Below are 1,523 nucleotides of genomic sequence, written 5' to 3'. Positions count from 1 at the left end.
TCCATGTCCTGCCGCCCGGCTTCCACCGCATCCGCCATGCAGGCTTCCTCGCCAATGGCATCCGGCGAGACAGGATCGAGAAGATCAGGCGCTTGTTGGATGCAGCGCCAGAACCGGCGCAAACATCAGACGAAGGGACAAGTGACGGCAACGACGAGCGGCACGCGAAACAGTCTTGCCCCAAATGCGGCGACGCGATGGTCATCATTGAGACCTTCCTGCGCAGTCAAACACCCAAATCCCGCGCACCACCTTGGGAGGATGCCGCATGATACAACACGGAAACCCGGCCCCTTCTTACGCAGACCCCGGACCAATCAGTGCGGCCATCTCACAAAATCCTGGGCTGCATCAGGCCTGTGGCGGTAAAATGGGAGCCAAATTGGCCAAGTCGTGTCGGGAACATCAATTGAATTGCACAGCCTGTCATCACAAAGTCGCTCACTCTGCTCAGCCACCTCTGCAGCCGTAACGCACAATCCCCATAGCACCGAAATCCGCCCGTGCTTTCCTCCTTGTCAGATTTATCGCCGCTGCAGCTCACGCTGACAGCAGCAACAAACCTTAGACATAGCGGACCTCGTAGTCATTAGCTTAAAGGTCTGCTTCAGGATCGCTCTGGTTTCAGGACGCTTTTTGAGTTCCTGAAGGTTTTTCGATGTGGGCCGGAGTGCAACGTTTACTTCTCGCGGGGCGTGCGGCCCGCGTTGACAAACCTCGGAAGGAGGAAGCCGCGGGGGCTGCTTGCTATCTATGGGGAAAGAGCGCTGAGGAGTGAGACTGACAATGCGAGGGGCGCGACGCCTTCGTTTTGGATAGGCCTGTTGCTGGCGGTGTACGCCGCCTTCGTCGTTGAAGTTCCAGAGATTGGGCGTTGAGAACGGGACACCGACCGCCATTTTCGACGCTGTTTGCAAGCGGTCTTGGCCGGTCAACCAATGACGACCGGAGCATATCGAAGTGTGGGGTCATGCATTTGATCATGCGGCTTGCTCCCGAGGTGGCGCGCGAGACATCGGTATCTGACCGCGCCGGAAGATCTCGATGACACGCATAGTACCCCCACAGCAGGGACATGGCGCGCGCAGGGTGAGAGAGGTGGTCCTTGAAATTCGACCAGTTTGCCGCCGTGCTAAGCTATAGCATTGGTTTCATTTCAGGCGGCAACCTTCAGGTCCGGAGATTGCTTGTCATAGGCCTCGTCCGGCGTCATGATCCCATGTAATGAGTGCGGGCGTCTTTCGTTGTAGTAGCTGATCCAGTCACCGATCCCGTCCCGGGCTTCGGAACCTGTTTCGAAGGCGTTCAAGTAGACGCATTCGTATTTGAGGGATCGCCAGAGCCGCTCGATCATCCGGTTGTCGATCCAGCGGCCCCGGCCATCCATCGAGATTTTGATCTTTGCGTCGCGCAGCACGTCGGTGAAGTCGGTGCTGGTGAATTGGGATCCTTGATCGGTGTTGAAAATCTCGGGGGTGCTGTATCGAGCCAGCGCTTCTTTCAAAGCCTCGACGCAGAACCCC

The 1,523-nt window shown here is 57.4% G+C and carries 1 protein-coding gene and 1 pseudogene; one reads left to right on the top strand and one right to left on the bottom strand.

The features are described from left to right. Positions 1 to 272, top strand: a pseudogene (locus FEV53_RS21135) (IS91 family transposase); the annotation flags it as partial. A gap of 884 nt (positions 273 to 1,156) precedes the next feature. Here the strand turns inward: FEV53_RS21135 and FEV53_RS20190 are convergent. Continuing rightward, positions 1,157 to 1,523: integrase core domain-containing protein (locus FEV53_RS20190; RefSeq protein ID WP_142836403.1), on the bottom strand; the 367-nt coding region annotated here is incomplete at its 5' end.

This window comes from Palleronia caenipelagi, from assembly GCF_007004065.1.
Lineage (GTDB): Bacteria > Pseudomonadota > Alphaproteobacteria > Rhodobacterales > Rhodobacteraceae > Palleronia > Palleronia caenipelagi.
Note: the sequence above shows the minus strand (reverse complement) of the source record. Positions and strands in the feature narration are given on the sequence as shown.